Origin of the sequence: Paenarthrobacter sp. A20 (assembly GCF_024168825.1) — a bacterium.
Lineage (GTDB): Bacteria > Actinomycetota > Actinomycetes > Actinomycetales > Micrococcaceae > Arthrobacter.
In genome coordinates this window covers 3,036,620-3,059,189 of the sequence record NZ_JALJWH010000001.1, presented here as the reverse complement: position 1 = coordinate 3,059,189, position 22,570 = coordinate 3,036,620, and the positions used below count along the sequence as shown (strand labels likewise).

The window sequence follows — 22,570 nt, the reverse complement described above, 5'->3', positions numbered from 1 at the left end:
GCCAGCGGCTAGAAGCCCAACGGAAAGGCCGTCTGAGACCAGAGTATGTAACCATTGATGCCGCCGAGAATGGCTGCCACAGGGCCGGTCCACAGGAGTATCACTCCGCCGCCTGAGGCAAGCCGCGAGGATTGGCTCAGTTTGCCGGCCAACAGCATCGCAGCGCCGATAATTGCCACGATGGCGATGACGATGAAGGCGCCGACGAGGATGCCGCCGCCGATCTGCTTGAGTGATTCAAGGAAAGGAAAGTTCGCGTTTGGCGTGATCCCAGGATCCACCGCTGCCAGTACCATCTGATGCTCCATCCAGTCGTCTTCCAATGGAATGAGCTGATTGAGCTCACAACTTCATGGATGTAGAGCGCGGCGACGACATGATTTTTGCCCGGCCGACGTCCAACCGCGCAGTAGGTCAGACCGCAGTTTTGACAGCAGTCTGGGGCAGTAATTTGGTCATCGAACAGAGGCAGCATCCCCGCCTTTAAAAAGGGCAGATGTTGCCAAAGAAATGCCCCTCGTGGACCCACACTCAACTTGGGGCACCGGAAGGACCTTTCTAGATAGACAGATATTGCATTGGCCTCTGGGTGAGATTGTCTGCGTCGGCACCAGCGATGATGCGATCCGCCATGGATCGAGCGTCGTCCCCATTTCCTAACGCTGGTTGCCGTCGACTGTGATCATCTCGCCGTTATCGGCAGCTACGCGCCAAGCCCATTGCCGTCCGAACGTGTGTGCAAGAGGCGCTTAGTCATAGGCGTGCTCCCAATCCATCATTCTCTGGTCCTCGCGCGCCGCTCATACGCGAAATAACGGGTGTCGACTCCCATTCATAACCGCGAGCATTTAGGGAGGTCCGTTACGGTACGCCGATACTTCACTTTCGGAGCGACAGTTGGACCGACGAACGGATAGAGTTCGGACAACTGATGCATGGTTCCTCTGAGGTGAGCCACGGTCAACTACAACAGAGTAAAGAACTACGGGGAAATGAGTGCACAGTGCCGGTCAGCGACAATCCAATCAGCGGTAAGTCAGAGGATCTCCTCGGTCGATACAAACTCGCGGAGGAACTGAAAGAATTTCTTCGTGTGCTACCGGCTGAGCATGGACATGTTCTGGCACTCAACGGGCCATGGGGTTCTGGTAAGACCTCCTTCTTGTCACTACTGAAGGAGTCTATGGGCACAGAACGAATTGTCATCGATTTCAACCCCTGGATGTTCCAAGGCACTAACCACTTAGTTGAAATCTTCTTCCGTGAGCTATCTGCCCAGCTCAGTTTGAAGAACGACGGCCGATTCAACAAAATCGTTAGTTCGCTCGACAATTACAGCAGTCTCCTTGTGCCGTTCTCATGGATTCCCTTCGCTGGGCCCGCCTTCAAGCACTTCAAGGATCTCACCGGGGCCACCAAGCAGCTGTTAGATAAATCAAAAGGCAGCGTGCTGACAGAAAAAACGAAGCTGAGCAATGCCCTTAGTGAACTCGACGTGCCCGTTCTGGTCTTCATCGATGACATAGACAGGCTCACGAGCACCGAAGTGCAAGATCTTTTCAAACTGGTCCGGTTGACTGCAAACTTCCCAAGAGTCGTCTATGTACTTGCATACGATCGCTTCCGCGTCGAAGAGGCACTCTCGCAAACTGGCATGCCAGGCCGCGACTACCTGGAGAAGATTGTGCAGACCAGCTTTGATCTTCCGGCGATACCCGTCAGCGTGCTTCAGCAACAAGTCGCCGACGCCCTTCAGCAGGTGCTCGATGACGTTGGAGGAGTAAGCCTTTTTGATACGGAAAAGTGGGCTGATGTTTTTTCGGAAGTAATATTACCTTTTGTAAGAAATATGCGAGACGTTAGGCGCTACGCCTCTTCATCTCACTTGGCAGTCGCTGCCTTAAAAGAAAGAGTCGAGCTTGTCGACATTCTTGCCTTAGAGGCAATTCGGGTTTTCCGACCTGACCTCATGGCAAAACTTGCTCTAATCCGATCTGCTCTTACTTCAATCAGGTCCTATCAAGGCCAAGACTTAGCTACCCAAGACAGGACCGAGATTGAATCTTTCGTGGCTCAAGCTAAGCCTGATACGGATGCAGCAGAATCACTGATTCGTAGATTGTTTCCAGCTGCTGCCAGCCATTTGGGAAGCCCTAGCTATGGATCAAGCTGGTCAGGTGCCTTGTTAAGAAAACGGGTAGTTGCTCACTCCGACATCCTCAATCTCTATTTAGAAAGGTCGGGCTCTACGAACCTAACGTCATTCGAGCGGGCGGAAGTGGCTTTCAGTATGTTCAAGGACGGGAACGCACTTGATGCCTATCTACGCGACGTCCCCCCTGCTGAGCAAGAGAGCGTCATTTCGTCACTGACCGCCTTTGAAGATGACTTTCCTGCTGCCGCCGTCGTCCCCGCTTCGGCGGCCCTGCTCAACTTGTACCCTGACCTACCAGTCCGCCCCCGTCAGTTCTTTGATCTTGGGGCGGCAATGGTCGTCACGAGGGCATGTCTCCGCTTAATGAAAGTTCTAGAGTCCGAGGACGAACGAGAATCCGCCGCAAGAGAAATCCTGAAGCAACTCAAGACTCTTAGTGCCAAGTGGCAGTTCCTTAGCATGATTGGCCACTGGGAAAACGTCGGCCATGAGCTTGTCGGCGAGGAAGTTGCAGCGGAACTCGGGGCGGCACTGGCGAAAGAAGTATCACAATGCCCGACTGAAGATCTCATCGGCGAAGTGGAATTGCTGCAACTCCTGTTCTTGCCGAAGCGCCTTGACCGCGAGTTGCCGCCTCTCAGCAATCGGCAAGGCGATGCTTTTGCTCTAGCCCTGCTAAGGAGTGCCAGGTCGGAGAGCCTTGGTCAGTCAATGGGATCCAGGGCTGTGCGCCGGACCCCAACCCTAGCGTGGAACGTCCTCATTGAACTCTACGGATCGGAGGTTGCCCTCGCTGAGGCAATCAACGGCATTGACACCAGTTCGCTCACTTCAGACGACAAGGAGCTACTGGAGCTCGCGATGCGCTATGTCGCTGGGTACCGGCCTAATGACTGGGAAGGTTAAGTTGCTCAGACGGAAACGCCCCGACGAGCGCCGCGTTGCCGGATACAACGAGAGCTCGCCCGTGCGGGTCATCAAGTCCGGTCCCATCCAGTATTGCGGACAACGGACACCACATTTAGGAGACGTGCCCTAGCCCTTTTGTCCCTTCATGCGCAGGGCAACTAGTTCATCCCTGCGCTTGAGTTCAGATGCGGCCAGTTGTTTCCGCTTGGAGCGAGAGATGCCTTTTGCGCGAAACTGGCCCTCGGTCAGTCGCTGGCGTAGGTCGACCCAAACCTTTTCGAACTCCCCAGAGCCCAACACTTCCACCAAGATTCGCGGCATGTCGTCGGAGCTGCGATCGCCTGGCTTACCTGCTTGCAGAAAGAAACACTCTGCTTTGAGGATGAAGTCAATGAGGATTTGCTGTTTAGCTAGGTCAAATTCCACGACCACCTGTGTGGCCACTGGGTCGATGAACTCAAGGCTCAAAAAGATTCGGAGGACGCTCCCCGTTCCTCGCGCCCAAGCATGACCAACGTTGCCGTACCGGCCAAGGTCTTGCTGAAGACTAAACAAGTCTTGGATGTCAGGGCGCTCCCTGGCGTCAACGATGAGAACCGGGATGCCCCGGCCTTGCATGACATCAGACGACCAAATGACTCCGTCATCAAGAATGTTCAGTGGAGAACCTGATACCTCTACCTGGTCCCCTTTGTGCTTCACCGCTGCACCTCGACCTGAATAGTTTCAAGCGGCGTCTTCCGACCCGCGGCATCGGTGAGGTCAATCCGGAATCTGCGGATGAGCCTGCCTCTGAGGAAGTTCGTCGAAACTTCGTAGTTTAGCGTTCCGGCCTTGTGAGCGGCGGCAGGGAGCTCTAGTGGTAATTGCAGTGCCGCTTTAGACTTCACCTCTCGAGGAAGTGGTTTGGGGTCGAAAGAGCGTTCCGCCCCATCGTCCAAAATCAGAGTAAGCGGGGCCTTTTTGACAGTGTTCGATCTTGTAGCTGGATTAGTGACTTCAATATCGAACACGTAGTTGGTCGTATAAGTACGGCCGATGGCGATGGCATTTGTGAAATCTGGTTCCAAGTTCAAATTGGCGGCCGCCGCCGTCGATTGGTTAAGGAGAAGCGATTCCGAGGCAACGCCAAGATTCTTTTTGGCCGTGTTAGCACTTCTAATAGCTGAGACGGCCGAGATCCAGCCTGCGACAGCCGCCAGCGTAACGATCCCCAAACTGACGAGTGCCAATTGTGACTGTGGGAACTGCACCCAGTCATTCCACGCTGGAAAAGTAACCGGCTCAGGAAGCTGCACCCAGCCATTTGGCGAAGGTGAAGGTGCCGGCCCTGGAGACATAACCACAAACATATACATGATTGGAAAGCCTATACTTTACAGATCCGAGTTGAGGACGCCTGCAGCCCTCCCCGGTCGGGATCGAGCGAAGGAATTCTCTGTGCGGTGGCGAGAACCCGGGCCCCCGCAGGTAACGCCGGGCACCCTTCCTTCGGAGCAAGAAGCCTTTGACATGGACTACGAGCAAGCCACTCGATTCGCGCTGCAACGACGTTCCTCGCAACCGTCTCAGCTCGGACCGGCCGACGGGCCGGTCACCTCAAGGACTGACCAGCCCGTAGGACCGTCAAGGTTGGCCTCGCCGCCCTTGGGCCCATATCCGCCCTAGCCCCGGGAAACGGAACCAGCCGGGAGGCCGCCTGCCAATACATCCGTCTCGCCCGACCTAAAGAAACAAACGCGAATTTCAACGCTCCATCCAACCCGCAGGACGTTCTCTTACTCAGTGACAGCCCAAATCGCATGAATGGAATACATGGGCTGGCTGCTGGCACGAGATGCCCAAAGTTCACTCGGCCCCATCAGGACGCGGAGAACCAAGGAAGAAGATCCCACTTGTATCCCCTGAACTACGTCGCCTCAGAGGCGCGACGACCATAGGAGGCTCCAGATGCGGCCTAAGCAGTATCTGGGTATCAGCTTGCTGAGGATCCACCAACTAACCGCGTCAGGTTCAGAGTTCATCCGTAGGGGGAGGGATGAAGACCAGTTAGATTTGCGGGTACCCTGTTGAAGTCGGCCATTGCCTGGGCACATCAAGCACGAGACACCCACTCACAGGGCGTCCGGACAAGTCAACTAAGGATCTCATGTCTAATACCGCGAGAATCCATGGATCACCCGACATCGTTCACTTTTTCATTCCGCTCCCAGACCCCATTAGAGTTCCAAACCTTACTGAGCTAGCCGTGAGATACGCCTGGGATCCAATCTCAGATGATGGACCGTGTTTTCGCCTGCCCGCAGAAGGTAACGTCGATTATGCCTCTCGCCGCATCATGATTTTTCACCAAAGCGAGGTTTTGATGGACGTTGCCCCTTTCGCCGCTGCAATGCAGCTAATGAACTCATCCATTGGGGCATCAGGCGTGTCCCCTGCAGATACGTCCGCGAGCGACAGCCCTGCATTGCCCGTCGCCCAGACCACCGTCGAGGTAATCAGCGTTCTTGAGCCAGATGCTAAGGACCCTTTGGAGCACGCGTTTGAAACCGCATTGGACGTCGTCAATGACTTTCAGACCTATTTTCACTTGATCAGCAAAACTCCACTGAGAAGGCTAACCCGAAAGCTTCTCCCCCCACTCCTCCCCATAATTCTTAGGCCCTTCGCATCTCAAAACTGGCAACCCGACTTTCTCCACGTCAATGACGGCGGACCGGCACTGCGGGCAGCTTCAACGCCCACACTGTCTCAGGATCAATTACAAAACCTGCTGCGACACAATAGAGCCGCAAGAGCCGAAGTATTCACGGCTTTCATGCTTATGCGGCAGGAAGCCATGCTGTCCTATGCAGTGGGCAGTACAGCCGCCGCAAGCCTCTTCGTAGCAATCGCCGCCGAAACGCTATTGACTGAGTTGTTCCTTCTCCTGTCCTGGGAAGAATCAGCCAATTTGAGCAAAACGGCCGATGTTCTTGGCGAACGGGACAACATCTCCAAGCGACTGCTCAATGAACTGGCAGGCAAGCTAAAGGGTGACTGGGACCGAGGCGGAGAAGGACCACTCGGCAATTGGCAACGTCACATTGCGGATCTCCGTAACGCGGTAGCGCACGCAGGAAAATTGCCGACTGAGGCGGAGATCACGTCAGCCATGACGGCACTCACGGCGCTTGAGACTCATGTGGGCGATCAACTTGCCAAGTCCATCAGACGGTTCCCGCTGAGTGCCGAAATTTTCCTAGGCAACAAGGGGCTGGAGGAACGAGGCCGGTTTCATGCCTGGCAAAGGCAAGTCGCGACACTCGAAATCCCGGTCCACGCGAGTGAGATATTCTCCAGGTGGAAGGCAGAGGTTGAGCGCATTCGGTCAGGACCCCTAGCGGGCAACTTCGACAAGAGCTACACCGCCGTCGTGCGTTTCGGAAACGGAGCAGAGCGGTGGTACTTGGTCGACGATGAACGGAATCTCTCATGCGCAGTTCATGCACCCAACCTTACGGAGTTTTCCCGGTCTCATTTAGACAAGACTTTCACCGAAAGCGATTTCGATGTGACTACTCTAGAGGTCCGCTCCCTCAGGCTCCCACCTCCACAAAACCCCCAGTGGGTTCCTAGTTATCTGGTGCTTCCATCGGCGAGCATTGACCGTTGGGAGCACTGCCTTTGGGTTCCGCCCAAGTGCTGAGCTATACGGTCCGATGCTGCAGTTCTTTTCCTGGGTCAAAGCAGTAACCAGTCAGTCGGCAATGTCGATGGCATAAAGGCAGAGGCCTGAAGGCTTTACGACGAGTAACGCATTCGCCTTGCCTGTGAGAACGAGACCGACCCTGCCAATGCCGGAACCGCAGATATTCCATCACATAGGACTGCCCCTATACCGTTGGCTCGCGTTTGGTTCCGGGATTTCGTGCCAGGGCTGGAGCCGTTCTTACTGCTTTCTGTCCCTCCTGTTGCTCCCCGACTGTTTTTGCGGACCCTCGCCCTGCGGCTGGTTGTAACGGCGGCGTTGGGGGTGTAGAGCAGTTTCATGAGGCCGAAGTGAGAGCAACTACATTCTGTTTAACGACCACTTCAACGCCGACAGCCTCTAGCCACGCTGCACCTCAGACCAGACCCGCCCCACCGCTATCCCCCGTGGTGTCGAAGGGCTGGCCGTTCAGCGGCGTTCTTTCGGGCGCTTGTTGGGTCTCCGAGTGCTTTGACCCCTGACGACCTCGCGTCCCGCGTGACGATTCGAGGACAGCGTCAGCGCCACCACACTTACCGCAAGGTCCGAAGGGACCCCAACACCCTACACCTCTGTGAGCGCAGTGGGATCCAAGACAAGTGGCATTATGGGATCCAACAAACGTGAACTGAGCCAACAAAAGTTTGCATTATACACAGGGTTGCCTGTCGCATATATACTTTTGCACTTTTCTTTATCAAAAAGTTGCTGTACGCTCACCATCAGCTCCTGTCGAGGGAGACGGATTCGGGTGGTTCCAGAGCCACCCCGCAGCGATTGGTTACACATGGGAAAGCACCCGCAGAAGGGACTAGGCCGACAACCAGACACAACGGAAGGTCTTCCGACCGTTGTCCAGCCAGCTTACGAAGCTGCAGCCGAACGGCGCATGCTCAGGGCCGGCGCCAAACTGCTCTCAACCCTCCTGGACTATAAGGAAGAGTCTCTCCGCTATTTGAAAGACCCCTCATCCTGCCTTGAGATGGACGAGGTCATGGCCAACCTCGTTGGGCGGTCTCGGCAACTGGAGGAGGAACTCATCCTGTGGCATCAAGCCATAGGGATGATCGAGGAAAACACTCAGATATCACCCAAGAGCGCACGAGGCGTCGCTTGGAAGCCCTACCTCAGTCCACGGTGGCTGCAGTACTTCGCTGACCTTGCGAAGTCAGATGACCCAGGGTACCTCCCCCAGCTAGCGGACCTGCTTGCTTCAGAAGCTGCCCGTGAACTAGACGCAGAGTGCGGCCGTCCTACAAAAGCCGGAACCCCATGTCTGGCTATACCGGTGTATTGGCCGGGCCGTGGTCGAAAAACCGCATGTGCTAGGCACCTCACACCAGAAGAAAAGCTCAGACTGGAGGAAATCTGGTCTGACATTGAGGGTTCCCATTCCTGTCCCGGGTGTCTAGTGGCCGGTGGCCAGCCCTGCAGCGAGACGGCCGAATTGAAAGTCCGCGCCAACGGCCAGTGGCCGAGGATACGCTCATTCGCAGGACGAAAAATGCATGATTCCCGTTTGGAACTCGGTATACCGGCCTCCTGAGCACTCGTAGCATGCATTTCGAAGAGCAAACTCACCTGTACCAGTGGCCCTCTCCCTCGTCCGACCGGTTCGATGAAGGATGAATGTCCATGAGCGGTGATATCCGGTTCATTTACACAGGCAGCGATCCACTTGCACCCGAGTGGCAGCACGCTGCAGTTGACGCAAAACATGAGGTGCGGGAAGCCATCCTCCGCTCCGGGAACCCTAATCCGCCGGTTGCTCGCAGTCTTCCGAATTGGCGCCCCTATGCACTCCATCTCTAGCGCTGAATGACAACACCACGAACCCCGACAGTCTCGCTCGCCCACGTCTATAAGAGGTTGAAATAGGCACTACCTGGATTCCAATCGATGGGGTGCAGTAACGTCCCGGCGGACGGGTTGAGCGCGCTATACATCATTCCGTCGCCAGCGTAGATCCCTACATGCCCCCAGTTGTAGGGGCCCTGAGGATTTTGCACCACAAGGTCTCCGATTTGCGGCGTATCGGTCATTCGTCCTACTCGCCACTGCTCCACACGCGGCAATTCGATCCCCACTTGGCGGTAAATCCATTGAACAAATCCTGAGCAGTCCCAAGCCTTGAAGGCTGTTCCACCCCAGACATAGCTCCCACCTACACCAGCTTGGGTGAAGCGCAGGATGTCTCGTCGGATTTGGGGCAAGCCTTCTACCGAAACCGGCCCTGGCCGGCCGTTCTCCCCTGCGCTGCACGTCGGGACGGTGGTGACACCCTGGAGCAGGTCAACGATGGCTGTCGCCTGTGGTTCCCATCGAGCATAAAGCTCTGGAAACGCTGAAACCTGGACAGCCTGAGCTGCCTGCCCTTTGCTCATAGCCGACCAGCCTGGCACATCCAGCAAGCCTCGAGGACTACCTTGATTCGGTCCAGAGGGCCCACCATAAAATGCACGTGCGTTGTAAGAGAGATCCATCAGCTCTGCCACCGTTCCCCATCCAGCCGCTGGCCGCTGCTGGGCCGAACCGACTGAGTCGTGGTCACTTCCCACCCCGTCATGAGGAAACTGAAATGACGCAGGGACATTCGCGTTGGCGAGCATCCGGAGGGTCGACTCCTGCAGAGACATCATGATGGCGATCACCATCGCCTCCCGTGGAACGCCAAGTTGCTTCCCGACGGCAATGTACCCCTGCGCCACAGCGATCTGTCCGGCGGAGAGTCCAACGGCTTTACCATCCGGTCGAGATCCACTGTTCTCGAGGACGCTTTGTGTGGCAGCGCCACTGCTCGACACACAGCCGACAGGTGATTCCGGCTTGTCGCCCTTCAAGGCCAAAGCGACGGCACTGACGACAACGCCCATAGAAAGCACGATGACGAGAACGACGGCGGTTGCAACCCGCACGAGCGTTCGTCGCCTGACTAGGGCCATTGCCAAAGCCGGATGCGGCATCAGTAGACGATCCGGCTAGTCGAGGCATAGAAACCGACCATTTGGCATCGATCAGGCGGGGCGGTCGCTGCCGGCGGACAATTGGCCATGACACTGACCGGCGCTGTGTATGAATTGCTGCTACTGACTGTCTGGTCAACGACCTTGAGTCGAACCGTACAAACGTGAAGCCCCGCCCAGGGAGCCGGACGTTCGCGAACCTTCACAAGTTCGTTGTCACATGCCATGGATTCGAACGTTGCTACTCGGTAGGCGCCTTGGCCAGCAAGCGAAGCGAAGGATCCCGCATTTATGCCCGTTGCCTCAAACTCCTGGACAAGAACAGCCAAGGGATTAGATCCATCGGGGAGAACGGACCACCAGTCCCGAATACGGGCGTAAACGTCCGAATACGACGAACTCCGGCTATCCCAGGTATAGATTGCAACGGCGGCCGCAGAAGCAAGCGCCCTGTAGTCGGCCGTCCTAGGCGGAACGGGCACTGGTGCTTTAGTGATCCATGCTGACTTTGTTGGTTTCGGCGTAGGTGTCAACGGAATGCTCGGCAGAGCCCGCGGCGTCAAAGATTCAGCAGTTGGGACGCCCGTCCCTTTCGTAGGCGGGGACTCCCGCGGTGCGACCAGGACGAGAATGAGGGCGCCCAGGATGGCCGCCAGTGCTAGGCCAAACACCCACCGACGAGTTGTTCGTCTGTGCCAAAGGGATTCCACCACGTTTGCCTCCTAAGCCTGTTCATGGCTCAGCTCGCCAATGAGCAACATGACTCAAACAGCCGAAGACATGGAACTGCGAATGACGCGCCATGCCGCTTGATAGAGGCGACGCGCAGTGCCGATTTGAACCGCCACATACCGATCACTGACTTTGAACTCCTCGGCAACCGCGGCTATGGCAACCTGCCGTTCGACGCCGTGATGTTCGGGCAGAACGATTGCTTCGGCCACTCCCCGCAGCAGCGGACTCGGCAGACAACCAACGGCGTGCCGACACAGACCATGCATGTCATGCACAGCCTCAGGGTCTACATCCAACGCTTGGCTAATTGTCTTTGCAGTCTGCCGAACCGCGGTGACGGCATTCCAGCGGCGACGGTCTTGCGGCGATGGAGGGGCGTATCGTCGCGGCTCGGTAAGGCTGCTCACAGCGAGGCGCCATACCGGAGCTGACACAGCGGCCCGAGTCAACCCAAGAACCATATGCGCCCATTCTTGATCGATGATCTCCTCGGCATCGCGGTAATCACGGGTCACGACCAGCACTGTTAGCTGCTGGAGAACTTCCGAGCCCTCACCGTTGCCGGGATCGAAAAGCAGCGGCAGCGTCTTGTGGCCGAGTTCCTTGCGGACGTGCGCTGCGCAGACATTCCCGGTGACGCCTTGCACCCAGGCCTCGAACGGAACTCCAGGGATCTGTCGGTAGTTTCCGCGTGCCACCCCGTCCCAGACAGCCATCCTGATGTCTTGCATGACATCGTCCACATCGCACGAGCGGCCGATTCGAGCCAGGTGCGAGATGACGTACCGGCGCACGCCTTCGACCGCTCCCATCATTTGGTCGACGGGTACAGTCTGCGTCGGTGCCACCGGACTCAGCAGCGAAATATCCACAGGGGATGGGGTTGAGTTCTCTATTTCAGCATTGCCCGTCAGGTGTTCCAGGCTCATGGCTCTCACCGCTTCGACTAACGGATTCGAATATCTCCAGGGTCACCAGATGTGGCGACTCGACGTGGCAGTAACGACACCGACCACAACACAAGCTTCTCAAAACTATTGTCAAAGGTAATTAAAGTATCGTCAAGACCCAAGTTCTTACTTTTTGCATGTTGTTCAGCAAGAATGGAGCCATGCCACGGATCACGCACCCTCACGACGACGCCTGGTCGCCTGACGTTGAAGACGCCGTGGCGACGTTCGGGAACCGCTCACGGAATGAAATTCTGAGGTTCCTGACGGCAAGTGGTCCTGCGTCCAGAGGGGACATCGTCGCTGCCGTCAGCGCCGGCGAGCCCAGCGTGGCCAAACACCTCATCGCACTAGAACAGGTCGGCGCCATTGAGGTCGATGTGGAGGCTGGGCGGCGTCACGGCCGCTCGCCCCGCTACTCGGCCAATCCTGCCCGCATCAAGGAGTTGCTGGACGCCCATCTCCGGTATGTCTTGGAGGAGTAGCCGCGGCACGCTCCCCGTTCGGGTGCAAGTCGATGTCTTTGTTCAGATACTCGGAGATTGCGCGAAGTGTCTCCGGCGAGACGTCCCCAAGCGTCCTAGCAGCGAATGACTTCACCCGGGCTGCCCTTAGAGACTTCACAAACTCCAACTGCGAGTCGATGCGTTCGGGAACGTCGCCTTCGACGCCGTTCAGCAAATAGGAGGGATCGACGTCGAACATCTCGCAGATAGCGGCAAGCAGCTGCGGATCGCTGACCAGGCGGCCTGTTCCATCCTTCATGTAGAACCATCTTGCTCGAGAGATCTTGATTCCTCGAGACCGGAGTCCGGCCTCAATCTCCCTGAAAGTGACGGGCGAACCCCTCTCGGCTACAACGACGTCGAGCAGCAGGTTTAGCCGGCGGGCAAGGGTCGCCTGTGGTGACAACTCGCCGTTGCGGCTAGCGTCTTTTGCCGGCATGCTCCACTGCCTCGTTCCAATAGAAATACTGCTGCGTTGCCATCAGTATTCCGCGAGCGCAGTGACTAAACAATCAACCCCACCTTGAATCTAGTCCGCTGCCTACATGAGGCGTATGCTGATGCTGTAGACCCGTCTACAGCAGCAGCCTCCACAATCGTGAGCCGTGGTTTGAATGTCGACATCCATCTTGATGAACCGAACACGGAGCCAGATCCTTCGCTTTCTCATCAGAAGCGGGCCATCATCCCCCGGCATTTTGGCGTCGGGACTTCAAGCTTCTCGAGCAACGGTCCGGCGTCATCTCCTTGTCCTTGAGTCGGCTGGTTACGTTCGGGCTTTGGCCGACGAGCGTTACTCTGCTCACGCCTCACTCGTCGAGTGCCAGCTCGTCGGCCTAGCGAACCAGTACTCAGTGCAAATATCTCCTACGACTGCGCCGCCGCTTGTTCAGGACTAGCGCCGGCCCGCGGGAGACCGTAGAACCACTCCTCGACCGATCGCTCCCACTTTTCAGGGTCGAAATTCCACTCCAGAGAGTGGCCCTCAGCTTCAAACTCCACCAATCTGACTAGGTTCGACCTCAGACTGGCAGCTTTCTTGGATGCTGCGAAGGGCGTTGTGTCGTCCTTCTCTCCATGGAGTACGAGGACCGGTTTGTTCAATTCAGTTGCTCGCGCCAGCCAATCCAGGGAATCGAGACATATCGGTTCAGCAAGGCCGGTCACCCACCGGAGGGCCTTGGATCGAAGAATGGTGAAGCCCAGGTGCACAAGTGGCCGAGGAAGTCCGGCCGCCTTGGCGTTCGCTGCCAGGGTCGTTCGCCAGTCGAAGACTGGCGCGTCGAGAACCATCCCGGCTACTCGCGAAGAATTCGGCGACAGGGCCGCTACTTGAAGGGCGATGGAAGCGCCCAGTGACCACCCAAAAAGGACGATACGTTCAGCACCATTGGAAATGGCGTAGTTGATGCCGGCATCGACGTCGCGCCACTCGCCTTGACCGAGGCTATAGCGGCCATCGTACGACGGCGGGGCGTCGCCGTCGTTGCGGAACGAGACAACCAGCGAAGTCAGTCCCAAACGCCTCGCGATGGGTATGCCTCGCAGAGTGCCTGCCCTCCTGCCACCCATTCCGTGGACGTGGATGGCCCAGACACCGGATGCTTCGACACTGGCGGGCGGATCGAACCTCCACGCAGGGGCGACACCATTCGGGACCGGAATCTCAACGCCTTCATACGGCACACCAAGTTGCTCCGGTTTCGAGTAAACGTACCCACTCCAGATACCTGCCGTAGCTTGTTTGAGGTCCCCTGAGTCAACTCGCTCAACCACCCGGATTACTGTGCCTCGTTCGGGATGGGACTCAACGACCGGGCCGAGGCATGCGTGGCCTGCCCCCTGCTCAAACCAAAAGCTGTATCGTCCCGGCGCTCTCGTTTGTTCCGTGTAGGGAAGTTCGATTTCCAGGGATCCGTCTCCATTGGTGTGCACGGTCCGAACCGCCAAATCCTCACGACGTCTGTATTTCGGCACTACAACTTGACGAGCGAAGTACGCTGCACCGGCCACGCCTGCCAGCAAAGCCCCGGATGCAGCAAGAACTCCTACCTCTAGAGCCCTACGACTGTTTGCTGTCGGCATCGTCCACCCTCGGGGCCCTTTTGCGTTCGTCTATCACGTGGCGGAGCCTCACAAGAGTTTCCGGAGAGATCCCCTGCAACTGACGAGCAGCGAAGTTCCGCACACGTGACTCACGCAGGGTACGAAGAAGTTCCAGCTGAGCGTCGACGAGCTTCGGTATCTCCCCTGAATCATCCAGGAGGTAATCACGGTCCACGCCGAAGAACTCTGCAAGGTTACGGAGCAGCGAGGGATCATTTGCCAGAGAGCTATCCCCGCTTCGCATGTAGGCCCAGCGGGAGCGGGAAAGTGGAGTTCCCCGCTCGCTCATATGCCGATTGATTTCGGGGTAGGTCAATGCCTCCGATCCTTCCGCCTCAAATAGATCCAAGAGAAGGTTGAGCTTTCGCGCCAATCTGGTCTGGGGGGTATCGGACAAACTGGCATCGTCCTTCATATCGCTCGCTCCCCCTTCCGTCTACGAACTGGAACTTGGCGCCCTAAAGGTCCTGCCAGATAGCTCTCAACAGCGTTCAAAACATTGAGGTCATGGATGTCCAAAGAGCTGCCCAAACTGGGCTCGACTAGCAGTGCATCCTGTACTTCAACAAGCATTCTATGGAGCTTTTGGGCTTCGTCCTGTTGGCTGGTCACTGCGGTGTCTCGCACGAGCCGAACGTCTTGCCGTTTCTTTGTGGTCTTTTCCCAGATTTTCGAGAGGCCACTGACCAATTCCTCCTCAGTCACGGATTCCCTATGGCGTAGGACTCGACGCGCGACGGGCGGGATGGCCAGACCTACACAGAGGAACGCCATGGCAGCAATGACCGCCGCATCATAAATAGGTGAGACCGCACGCATAGCGTCCAGGCGCCCTTGCAAATGCAGGATGTCCATGACGAGCACCAGCAATACAAGGAGGACGGCAAAGCTACAGCCAACCCCGATGCTCGTAAATGCCGCGCGGAAGTAGGGCCTCGACATGTCGCCACGAAACCGGAAACAGGTAACTCCGGTAACGCTAACCACGTAACCGATGTATATGAACTGGATGGATGAGTAGACGGCAGCAGACCACTGGTCACCGTATTCCACCATGAAGCGAGTGGAACTACCGTGGGTGACGATGGCACTGAAGCTGGCTGCAAGGCCCACGATCACCACGGTCAAAAGAATCAAGCCAAGAGTGTCTCGTTTCTCGACCGTCTCGTCTGGCGTCGCCGCCCGAACGATTGCCCGCGAGAGAAAGTAGATCCCAATGACCATAGAGACATTGGCCAACAGGTCAACGAAGTTAAGACCACCCAGTACGGAATCGACGCCCGGATAGACCTGATCGATGTTCAGCGTCAGGGCGACTGCTATCGTGATGGCTGCTGTCAGCACGCTATGATCGCGCCGTCGCCGCATTCCAGGCAGGAGGCAAACGACGAGTAGCCAAATCAGGACAGCGGCCACAATCTGAATCATTCGAAAACCCTCTCGAATGATCTTGGTTCCCTCGCACTGTTCCTGATTGCTGCGGCAAGTAGATCGGCAAGCGATTCCGCGGCAGCTTCAAGGTCGTCAGTGAAGCTGCTCCGGGCTAGTACGCGTGAGACGAGTCCTACCGGGAGGTTCGGGAAGAGGACTTCGATGTAGTCTGCTGGCACGACTAGTTCATCGTGCCTCAAGACCATGTGCCCGAGTTCGTGCAGGACGAACTGTTGCCTGTGCAGACCTGACGGACTGACGGCGTGCAAGATGATTTCGACCTCGACCGTGGAAAGCCAGAGTCCACAGATAGAGCCACCGTTCAGAGCTCCGGCCGCCTCGATTTGTATGGGACGATGCCGAACACCCTCGACCACCTTCACTAGACGTTCCAGACTCAGGTGAGTCGGCAGCACTAACGAACCGAAGGCATTCGCGGCGCGTTCCGCCGGCGATTGTCCTGAGGGATATGTGTTGTTGTTCATGAGCATCCCCAGTGATGCGTTCAGCCTCGGTTCGTTTCAAGCCCGCGCAACTGCCGACTAAGCTCGGCGCAAGCCCTCAGTTCCATTGAACTCCCAGACTCTGGACATGTCCAGAGTCGGGGGCTTGATGAAATCGAACTGAGTATGGCCATACGGTCGTCACTGCGAGTCTTGGCGAAGTCCTACGCGGTGGTCATCCTGTTCTGACAATTTAGGCAAGATGTAAGGCATCACTTTCGCCAACTCTATTTCAGCGTTCAATTCGAACTGGTCACGCTGACCCACAGCATTCACTTGAGGTCTGGATTGAACGCGACGACAAACTGACGCCGGACGGACCGATATGATCGGCCCTTCGCTGCTTCTCGTGAGAGACGATTCGAGCAGAAAATGTTCGGCCGGGCGAACTGGCTCACGAGGCTACTGACGCAATGGTTAAGACGGCACGAGTCAAGACCAGCTCATAGCGAGCGACGAGCGACTAGGAGGCGGCAGCGGCACCAAAGAGGTCGAGTTGGCCTTCGTCGCCTGGAGTTGGCGGCTGTGCTATCTCGAAGCTGAACTCCCCGTTCAGCTTGAGCAGATCCGAATCCCATGTGTAGAGAACGTCAACCTTAGCTCTTATCGCGCTAGCCAAGATGACTGCGTCACCACCCTTAAGCTGATTCGTTATGGCCAGATCTGCAGCTTGGTTGGCTATATGCCCATCGAGCTCCACCAGGATAAATCCAGCATTGTTGATCCAATCGCGAGCGCGGGTGACGCGCTCGTGCCGAACGTCTCGAGGCAATTGATCGCCTCTAATCCTTCCGTTTCCGGCAAGTTCGGGGATCACAAATGCGGAAAGTGTCAGCTGGTACTTTCCTTGGACGGCTGATTGAAGGACTTGCTTGCTCCGAGGTAACCATGATGGATCGTCATTCGCACCACCCGTCATAACATTGATCAAGACACAAGTGTCTATGGCTCGCCGTGGTTCAGTCCTCGTCACGCTGTTCCCTTACCCATTCCACTGAACCGCGACCATCCGTCCAATCCGTTCCTAACGCTCCAACGATCTCGTCAACAGACACCGTCCGGCGTCCGGCTTGAACAACCTCGAAGTCTTCCAATGCGAGCGACACCTTTCGACCTGTATGGTCCCGCCGCAGGGCTCCCCAAGCGAGCACCTGCTTGCCGATTGCCTCGACCACACGCGATTCCATCGCCTTTGTAAAAGTCACTTGAACGGACCTGCCCGTGTTTTGATCCACCAAGCCAAAGTTATTCTTTCCGCTACGGCTAATGAAGCGGTCAATCTTCCCCGCAACTGACCCGAGCGACTTGTTTGGCGCCTTAAGCGCACGCGCGGCATTTGCAACGATTTCGCGGTCCAACCGGATCGGGCGACCTTCGCCAAGAGTCACCTCTACACCCTCAACACCGGCGAACTTCGACAACCTTCCAGTTTGGACAAGGGCTTCGAGCATGGAGTCGCCCCATGCGGCTGGCGTGGAACAATCGGTCTCCAAATGACGGAGGCCTTCCGTTATTTCTTGGAATGCAGTTTCCCATTCCTCCTCCGTCTTACGCGGGGGACGGATTTGGATTTGAGCGCTGCCGACTCTCAAGTCTGAGATAAACCAGTGAACGTCCGTGGAACCGTGGAGCAGGTCAAGAAGGCCACCAAGGGCGCGGTGGAGAGCGCGTACGTCGATGGCATTGGGTGCGCCGAGTATCCTAAGTCTCACCTCATCGCGCTCCATCTTGCCCCCTTTCCGATAAGCCACATGCTACTAGTGTTGCTTCCTCACAACCTCAACGAACTCAACTCGGCTCTTTTGGACTGACTCTTTCGGGCCACCCCTCCAGGCCCATGCGTCCACGGCGTCTACCAGAGCTACTGCCCTTGCGTGCACTCGTGGCTGACAGTTGAGATAAACCTCAGTCAGCATTACTCGCGCCGGGGAGTCGGACGGATCTCGACCCATATCCCCGGGAAAGACTCCGTGCTCATCCTCGAACGCCCCCAAAGCAGCTAACTCCGAATCAATGCTATCGAGCAGTTTTACACTCACAGCGCGCTCCCGAGCGATTCGCTCCTTACTGAGTTCACGCTTAAACTTTTGGCGCTCATTCCACCAATTACCGGAAGTTGTGGCCAAAATGCCAACAACAACCCCACCAATGCCCCAGAGTTGATCCATGCCTCCCATTCTGCAGCAAGGTCGGGACACGCTCTTCGCTACGATCGCTCGATCCTACACGGTGGATGATTGGTCGTCGTCGGTGGCCTTACGACATCTAGCGCTGAATAGATTGATCTCGTCGTCGCGCCTAGCGACTTTCTCACTCGTGGATGCCTTATCGACTCCTCGCTCTACTGCTGAGCCACGTGGCCCCCGAATAGACGCGCTAGCTCACACATGACCTTCAGGCATAGCCGCTGCTAGGTTCTCTTTCCGAGCCGATTGCCCCAGAACTCCTAGGAAAAACTCCTCACCAGTCATGTCCTCGCCGTAGGAACCGCGCATGAATTGGCAATCTTGGGCGAACGTGAACGGACAGTTATGAATCTGGAATTCTTCGAACCTGCAGAAGCCGCAGCACTCATGCGCTGCAGCGAAGGATGGCTTCGTGACGGCGCTGCTGCGGGGCGCTTCCCACACGCCTGCTGGGGCAAGGGGAAGATCGTCTTTACGTCCGAGCACATCGCGGAGATCGCCAGGATTAGCGAGATATTGCCCGACTCCCACCCGGCACCTGATGTCCGCGGGCGAAGCAACACCAACACTCGGCTCATTGGGACTAGAGCCCGCAACCGCATGGCGTCGTAGGCACCACGAGAAGCCAAGCCGCTCAACGCATGAACGCCGACACCGACCGCTCCGTGGCATCTGCCCCGGCCTGCAGTGCTTCCGGCATGAGGTGCCCATAAACGCCTTCTGTTGTCCTGGTCGACGCATGACCCAACCGACGCGAGATCGTGAAGATTGGGACACCATCCTGAATCAACCACGAGGCATGGGTGTGCCGTAGATCGTGAATTCGGGGATTCTTTCTCAGGCCGCGATCCTGGGCTGCCTTAACCGCCGGCATCCAGTAATGGTGCCAGTAAAGCTTGTGAATAATCCGCTCACCTTTGGGTGTCGTGAAAAGTAGGTCGCCACCAAGGCGTCCAGCGACCAACGGAATGAGCAGGTCAACCAGCGCAGGGTTCAATCCGATGGTCCGCTTACCAGCGCCGGTCTTCGTCGGCCCGATATAGAACTGATTCTGCCCGTCCCGCTTCCACGCCTTATTGATGCGGGCCGTGGCCGGCTTGCCCAGCAAATCAATGTCCGCGACAGTCAGCGCCGTCGCTTCGCCAAACCGCGTCCCTGTCATCACCAGGAAGTTGGTGAAGTCGCGGTACCGCTCCCCCATCCCGTCCATAATCAGTCCGAACTCCGCATGGGTGAGGAACATCATTTCATCCTCAGCCTTCTCGACGCTCGGAAGCTGCACGCCGCGGCAAGGATTGCGTGTGATGTAACCAAGCATCTCTGCGGTGTTCATCGACGCCGAGATCAGGCCGTGCACGTTCTTGATCGTCTTCGGTGAGCGGCCCTTGGTCATCATCGACTTCACCCAGTAGGCGATCATCCGATAATCCAGCTTGTCGACAGGGACGTGCCCGATGACCTTCTTCACATGAAGATCAAGCATCGTCTGATACGTCTTGACGGTCCCACTCGACGGCCGGATCAAGAGGTCGATATGCTCCTGAATTACCTCACCAACCGTGGGTATCTTCGCCCTGTTGTCCAGAAGTGCCTGCTGGGCGATCTCAAAGGATTGACCGTTTGCGTCGAGCAGTCGTTTGAGCGTTTCAGCCTCATGCGCGGAGTCGACAGTGATGCCCTGCTGCTTCCGGATCTTGGGGTCGCGCCAGACCACCATGAAGGACGAAGAGCCGTCCTTTTTGACGCGTTTCCGGATACTAGCCACATAAAAATGCTAGTTCCGTGTCAACAGATTTGGGGTCTTTGTCAACAGTCAGGGGCCATATAGGCCCCTGACCTGCGACAACACGGTGCCCGAGGTGGGACTCGAACCCACACACCTTTCGATACTGCATTTTGAGTGCAGCGCGTCTGCCAATTCCGCCACTCGGGCGCGGATTACCGGGAAGTTAAATCTCGCTGACTGCTCTCATTTCTGTGAGCAACGCGATCCTTTCCCAGCACGCGAAACTACTCTACATGCAGATAGGCTGATTCAAAGAACCGGGCGCGCTGATGCAACAAAAACCAGCCATCAAAGAGTCCACACTAAGATGGACATGAACCCGCCGAACCTTTTCAAGGAGATCCCGTGACCGAACAGACGGAGTCCACGTCCACAGCCCAGCCGGCCCGACGCGTTGTCGTAGCCGAGGATGAGACCCTCATCCGCCTGGACATTATCGAGATTCTGAAGGGCGAGGGGTACGACGTCGTCGGCGAGGCAGACAACGGCGAGAAAGCTGTGCAGCTGGCCGAGGAACTCAAGCCTGACCTTGTCCTCATGGATGTGAAGATGCCCGTTATGGACGGCATCTCGGCGGCTGAGAAGATCGTCAAGGCGCGCATTGCACCTGTTGTGCTGCTGACCGCTTTCAGCCAGAAGGAATTGGTGGAACGCGCACGCGACGCCGGTGCCATGGCTTACGTCGTCAAGCCGTTCTCCCCCGCGGACCTCATCCCGGCCATCGAGATCGCCCTTTCCCGCCATGAAGAAATCAAGGCGCTTGAGAACGAGGTGTCCGACCTCCAGGAGCAGTTCGCCACGCGCAAGCTTGTAGAGCGCGCCAAGAGCCTCCTGACCACCAAGATGGGCCTGACCGAGCCGGAAGCGTTCCGTTGGATCCAGAAGACCTCCATGGACCGTCGCCTCAGCATGCGTGAGGTTGCCGAAACCATCATCAACCAGGTCAACTAGCACCGGACCAAAAAAGCAACGCACGACGGCGGCCGCGCACCTCACACGAGGTGCGTGGCCGCCGTCGTACGTGCCAGAAAGCAAAAGAAATGCGGACCCCACCACATGGCGGGGCCCGCATTCTCTTAAGACCGGAGGACTAAGCCTTGGCCTTGGACTTCTTTTCAGGCCACGGGCCAACGGGTTCCTTGCGCGATGCGTCAACAGTGGACGTATCGGCGAGGTCGCCTACCTTGTGGACCTTCAGCGAGTTCGTGGAACCGGCCTGTCCTGGAGGGGAACCGGCGGCGATGACCACGAGGTCGCCTTCGTCCACGAGCTTCATGTCCAGGAGGCTGCGGTCAACCTGTGCGGTCATCTCGTCGGTGTGGCCCACGGTGGGGACCAGTACCGGCTGGATGCCCCAGGTGAGGGCGAGCTGGTTCCAGACGTGCTCCACCGGGGTGAAAGCGAAGACAGGCTTGACCGGGCGCAGGCGCGAGAGGCGTCGTGCGGAGTCACCGGACTGGGTGAAAGTACAGATGTACTTTGCGTCCAGCTGGTCGGCGATTTCGACGGCGGCACGCGTGATGGCGCCACCACGGGTCTTGGGCTTGGTTCCCAGCGGGGGGACGCGCTCAAGGCCGTGTACTTCGGTGGACTCGATGATCCGGGCCATGACCTTGACGGTCTCGATGGGGTACTGGCCCACGGAGGTTTCACCGGAGAGCATGACTGCGTCGGCGCCGTCGAGAACTGCGTTGGCGCAGTCGGAAGCCTCGGCGCGCGTCGGGCGCGGGTTATCGATCATGGATTCCAGGACCTGGGTTGCCACGATAACGGGCTTGGCCCAGCGGCGTGCCAGTTCAATGGCACGCTTCTGGACGATCGGCACCTCTTCGAGCGGCAGTTCGACGCCGAGGTCGCCACGGGCAACCATGATGGCGTCGAAGGCGTCGATGATCTCGTGGAGCTGCTCCACTGCCTGCGGCTTTTCGATCTTGGCAATCACCGGCACGCGGCGGCCTTCTTCATCCATGATCTCGTGGACGCGCGTGATGTCTGAGGCATCGCGCACGAACGAGAGTGCAATGAGGTCGGCGCCGCGCTTGAGGGCCCAACGGAGGTCGTCCTCGTCCTTTTCGCTCAGGGCGGGGACGTTGACGGCAACACCGGGCAGGTTGATGCCCTTGTTGTTGGACACCTTGCCGCCAACCGTCACGGTGGTGACAACTTTAACGTCGTCAACCTCGATGGCGCGCAGCGCCACCTTTCCGTCGTCGATCAACAGGGCGTCGCCTACGTTGACGTCCTCGGTGAGGCTCTTGAGCGTCGTGGAGCAGATGTCCTTGGTGCCGGGAACGTCTTCGGTGGTGATGGTGAAGGTATCGCCTACGGCCAGCTCGTGCGGTCCGTCAACAAAACGGCCAAGACGGATCTTGGGTCCCTGGAGGTCGGCCATGATCGCAACAGGCTTGCCCAACTGCGCCGCAGCCTTGCGGACGTTTTCGTACGTGATGTCATGCACGGAGTAGTCGCCGTGGCTCATGTTCATGCGAGCAACGTCGACGCCGGCCTCCAGCACCGCGAGGGTGTTGTCGAAGCTGGAGATAGCCGGGCCGAAAGTTGCCACAATTTTCGCGCGTCTCATATACCTACCCTAAGTAGTTCATGCTGATT

General features: G+C 57.3%; 20 protein-coding genes and 1 tRNA gene. 6 read left to right on the top strand and 15 right to left on the bottom strand.

All coding sequences use genetic code 11. The features are described 5' to 3' along the window. Positions 1-8 precede the first annotated feature (8 nt). Positions 9-296 (bottom strand): hypothetical protein, encoded by a 288-nt coding sequence (locus tag J3D46_RS14215; RefSeq protein WP_017197424.1) that lies wholly within the window; start codon positions 294-296, stop codon positions 9-11. Positions 297-1,003: 707 nt separating this feature from the next. On the opposite strand from J3D46_RS14215, the gene J3D46_RS14210 reads away from it, so the two are divergent. Beyond that, positions 1,004-3,061 (top strand): P-loop NTPase fold protein, encoded by a 2,058-nt coding sequence (locus J3D46_RS14210; protein ID WP_253467805.1) that lies wholly within the window; start codon positions 1,004-1,006, stop codon positions 3,059-3,061. Between the two features lie 129 nt (positions 3,062-3,190). Here the strand turns inward: J3D46_RS14210 and J3D46_RS14205 are convergent, their stop codons facing one another. Both J3D46_RS14205 and J3D46_RS14200 read right to left on the bottom strand, forming a co-directional pair. Beyond that, positions 3,191-3,766 carry a hypothetical protein gene (locus J3D46_RS14205; protein WP_253467803.1) on the bottom strand — a complete coding sequence of 192 codons (576 nt, stop codon included), beginning with the start codon at positions 3,764-3,766 and terminating at the stop codon, positions 3,191-3,193. Continuing rightward, positions 3,763-4,422, bottom strand: a complete 660-nt coding sequence (locus J3D46_RS14200; RefSeq protein WP_253467800.1) for a hypothetical protein — start codon at positions 4,420-4,422, stop codon at positions 3,763-3,765. Before J3D46_RS14200 ends, J3D46_RS14205 begins: the two co-directional genes overlap by 4 nt. Before the next feature lie 791 nt (positions 4,423-5,213). On the opposite strand from J3D46_RS14200, the gene J3D46_RS14195 reads away from it, so the two are divergent. Next, positions 5,214-6,752: a hypothetical protein gene (locus J3D46_RS14195; protein WP_253467797.1), complete on the top strand. Its 1,539-nt coding sequence runs from the start codon at positions 5,214-5,216 to the stop codon at positions 6,750-6,752. Positions 6,753-8,653: 1,901 nt separating this feature from the next. Here the strand turns inward: J3D46_RS14195 and J3D46_RS14190 are convergent. Continuing rightward, positions 8,654-9,709, bottom strand: coding sequence for a C40 family peptidase (locus J3D46_RS14190; RefSeq protein WP_253467794.1), 1,056 nt, complete (start codon positions 9,707-9,709; stop codon positions 8,654-8,656). Between the two features lie 812 nt (positions 9,710-10,521). Next, positions 10,522-11,421, bottom strand: a complete 900-nt coding sequence (locus tag J3D46_RS14185) for a sigma factor (protein WP_253467792.1) — start codon at positions 11,419-11,421, stop codon at positions 10,522-10,524. 182 nt (positions 11,422-11,603) lie between these two features. Here J3D46_RS14185 and J3D46_RS14180 point away from each other — a divergent pair, with 182 nt between their 5' ends. Then, positions 11,604-11,927 carry a helix-turn-helix transcriptional regulator gene (locus J3D46_RS14180; RefSeq protein WP_253467789.1) on the top strand — a complete coding sequence of 108 codons (324 nt, stop codon included), beginning with the start codon at positions 11,604-11,606 and terminating at the stop codon, positions 11,925-11,927. On the opposite strand, the gene J3D46_RS14175 is transcribed toward J3D46_RS14180, so the two are convergent. Then, positions 11,881-12,387: a hypothetical protein gene (locus tag J3D46_RS14175; RefSeq protein WP_253467786.1), complete on the bottom strand. Its 507-nt coding sequence runs from the start codon at positions 12,385-12,387 to the stop codon at positions 11,881-11,883. The genes J3D46_RS14180 and J3D46_RS14175 overlap by 47 nt on opposite strands. A gap of 175 nt (positions 12,388-12,562) precedes the next feature. Here J3D46_RS14175 and J3D46_RS25160 point away from each other — a divergent pair, with 175 nt between their 5' ends. Further along, positions 12,563-12,847, top strand: coding sequence for an ArsR family transcriptional regulator (locus tag J3D46_RS25160; protein WP_374110799.1), 285 nt, complete (start codon positions 12,563-12,565; stop codon positions 12,845-12,847). Here the strand turns inward: J3D46_RS25160 and J3D46_RS14170 are convergent. From J3D46_RS14170 to J3D46_RS14145, 6 genes are all read right to left on the bottom strand, one after another. Then, entirely contained in the window at positions 12,816-13,724 is a 909-nt protein-coding gene (locus tag J3D46_RS14170) for a S9 family peptidase (RefSeq protein ID WP_253467770.1), read from the bottom strand. The two genes, J3D46_RS25160 and J3D46_RS14170, sit on opposite strands and share 32 nt — an antisense overlap. A gap of 286 nt (positions 13,725-14,010) precedes the next feature. Further along, positions 14,011-14,469, bottom strand: coding sequence for a hypothetical protein (locus J3D46_RS14165; protein ID WP_253467767.1), 459 nt, complete (start codon positions 14,467-14,469; stop codon positions 14,011-14,013). Further along, complete coding sequence (locus J3D46_RS14160; RefSeq protein WP_253467764.1) at positions 14,466-15,482, bottom strand: hypothetical protein; 1,017 nt, start codon at positions 15,480-15,482, stop codon at positions 14,466-14,468. Before J3D46_RS14160 ends, J3D46_RS14165 begins: the two co-directional genes overlap by 4 nt. Continuing rightward, a complete protein-coding gene (locus J3D46_RS14155) occupies positions 15,479-15,970 on the bottom strand; it encodes a hypothetical protein (RefSeq protein WP_253467761.1) in 492 nt (163 codons plus the stop codon). The genes J3D46_RS14160 and J3D46_RS14155 overlap by 4 nt, the downstream gene beginning before the upstream one ends. 481 nt (positions 15,971-16,451) lie before the next feature. Then, positions 16,452-16,961 carry a type II toxin-antitoxin system VapC family toxin gene (locus J3D46_RS14150; protein ID WP_308292027.1) on the bottom strand — a complete coding sequence of 170 codons (510 nt, stop codon included), beginning with the start codon at positions 16,959-16,961 and terminating at the stop codon, positions 16,452-16,454. Then, on the bottom strand, positions 16,948-17,715 hold the full coding sequence (locus J3D46_RS14145; protein ID WP_253467755.1) for a hypothetical protein: 768 nt from the start codon (positions 17,713-17,715) through the stop codon (positions 16,948-16,950). Before J3D46_RS14145 ends, J3D46_RS14150 begins: the two co-directional genes overlap by 14 nt. 804 nt (positions 17,716-18,519) lie before the next feature. Between J3D46_RS14145 and J3D46_RS14140 the strand changes: the two genes are divergently transcribed. Further along, on the top strand, positions 18,520-18,786 hold the full coding sequence (locus tag J3D46_RS14140) for a hypothetical protein (protein WP_253467752.1): 267 nt from the start codon (positions 18,520-18,522) through the stop codon (positions 18,784-18,786). A 22-nt stretch (positions 18,787-18,808) separates the two neighbouring features. On the opposite strand, the gene J3D46_RS14135 is transcribed toward J3D46_RS14140, so the two are convergent. Both J3D46_RS14135 and J3D46_RS14130 read right to left on the bottom strand, forming a co-directional pair. Continuing rightward, on the bottom strand, positions 18,809-19,939 hold the full coding sequence (locus J3D46_RS14135; RefSeq protein WP_253467749.1) for a tyrosine-type recombinase/integrase: 1,131 nt from the start codon (positions 19,937-19,939) through the stop codon (positions 18,809-18,811). An 86-nt stretch (positions 19,940-20,025) separates the two neighbouring features. Then, positions 20,026-20,107, bottom strand: a tRNA-Leu gene (locus J3D46_RS14130). Between the two features lie 198 nt (positions 20,108-20,305). Here J3D46_RS14130 and J3D46_RS14125 point away from each other — a divergent pair. Next, positions 20,306-20,911, top strand: coding sequence for an ANTAR domain-containing response regulator (locus tag J3D46_RS14125; protein WP_011774540.1), 606 nt, complete (start codon positions 20,306-20,308; stop codon positions 20,909-20,911). Between the two features lie 139 nt (positions 20,912-21,050). Here the strand turns inward: J3D46_RS14125 and pyk are convergent, their stop codons facing one another. Then, complete coding sequence (gene pyk / locus J3D46_RS14120) at positions 21,051-22,541, bottom strand: pyruvate kinase (protein WP_231338917.1); 1,491 nt, start codon at positions 22,539-22,541, stop codon at positions 21,051-21,053. Positions 22,542-22,570 lie beyond the last annotated feature (29 nt).

Excerpts from the sequence above, each read along its gene's own strand:
- J3D46_RS14165 (WP_253467767.1), bottom strand. The coding sequence starts at position 14,469 with ATGAAGGACGATGCCAGTTTGTCCGATACCCCCCAGACCAGATTGGCG.
- J3D46_RS14200 (WP_253467800.1), bottom strand. The coding sequence starts at position 4,422 with ATGTATATGTTTGTGGTTATGTCTCCAGGGCCGGCACCTTCACCTTCG.
- J3D46_RS14155 (WP_253467761.1), bottom strand. The coding sequence starts at position 15,970 with ATGAACAACAACACATATCCCTCAGGACAATCGCCGGCGGAACGCGCC.
- J3D46_RS14180 (WP_253467789.1), top strand. The coding sequence starts at position 11,604 with ATGCCACGGATCACGCACCCTCACGACGACGCCTGGTCGCCTGACGTT.
- J3D46_RS14215 (WP_017197424.1), bottom strand. The coding sequence starts at position 296 with ATGGTACTGGCAGCGGTGGATCCTGGGATCACGCCAAACGCGAACTTT.
- J3D46_RS14185 (WP_253467792.1), bottom strand. The coding sequence starts at position 11,421 with ATGAGCCTGGAACACCTGACGGGCAATGCTGAAATAGAGAACTCAACC.
- J3D46_RS14160 (WP_253467764.1), bottom strand. The coding sequence starts at position 15,482 with ATGATTCAGATTGTGGCCGCTGTCCTGATTTGGCTACTCGTCGTTTGC.
- pyk (WP_231338917.1), bottom strand. The coding sequence starts at position 22,541 with ATGAGACGCGCGAAAATTGTGGCAACTTTCGGCCCGGCTATCTCCAGC.
- J3D46_RS14145 (WP_253467755.1), bottom strand. The coding sequence starts at position 17,715 with ATGGAGCGCGATGAGGTGAGACTTAGGATACTCGGCGCACCCAATGCC.
- J3D46_RS14195 (WP_253467797.1), top strand. The coding sequence starts at position 5,214 with ATGTCTAATACCGCGAGAATCCATGGATCACCCGACATCGTTCACTTT.
- J3D46_RS14140 (WP_253467752.1), top strand. The coding sequence starts at position 18,520 with ATGAATCTGGAATTCTTCGAACCTGCAGAAGCCGCAGCACTCATGCGC.
- J3D46_RS25160 (WP_374110799.1), top strand. The coding sequence starts at position 12,563 with ATGTCGACATCCATCTTGATGAACCGAACACGGAGCCAGATCCTTCGC.
- J3D46_RS14175 (WP_253467786.1), bottom strand. The coding sequence starts at position 12,387 with ATGCCGGCAAAAGACGCTAGCCGCAACGGCGAGTTGTCACCACAGGCG.